This window comes from Rossellomorea aquimaris (assembly GCF_001877785.1).
Classification (GTDB): Bacteria; Bacillota; Bacilli; order Bacillales; family Bacillaceae_B; genus Rossellomorea; species Rossellomorea aquimaris_A.
Genome location: NZ_MINN01000147.1, coordinates 1 through 517, shown reverse-complemented (window position 1 = coordinate 517; position 517 = coordinate 1). Strand labels below are relative to the sequence as shown.

Genomic DNA, 517 nt, shown 5'->3' with positions numbered 1-517 from the left:
ATGTCTGTGCGGCCGTCTTTTAGCGGAATCTCCACCACATCGATTGATTGGCCTAGCGCATACGTCCGTACCACATCTCTTGACTCTGGATGGACAGCACGGGAGACAAGAATTTTCTTGCGGCGCGTTTGTCCAGCTGCCAGCATGCCGGCTTCCGCCAGTGCTGTGCCACCGTCATACATGGAAGAGTTTGCGATATCCATGCCGGTGATTTCAGCGATCATCGTCTGAAACTCGAAAATGGCTTGCAACTCCCCTTGAGAAATTTCTGGTTGGTACGGCGTATAGGCTGTGTAGAATTCAGAACGAGAAATGACGTGATCAACAATGATTGGCTTGTAATGATCGTAAACGCCTGCGCCTAGAAAAGAAGCGTAGCGTGCCGAATCTGCATTCTTGCCAGCCAGCTGTGCCAATTCTTTTGTCAAAGCCGATTCAGACTTGGCAGGCTTGATATTGTATTCGCCTTTAAAACGTACTTTTTCAGGAATGTCTGAAAACAATTCGTCGATTGATT

At 48.2% G+C, this 517-nt stretch carries 1 pseudogene; it reads right to left on the bottom strand.

Going from position 1 to position 517, the window contains the following annotated elements:
- Positions 1-517 (bottom strand): annotated as a pseudogene (locus BHE18_RS20955) (glycine dehydrogenase); the annotation flags it as partial.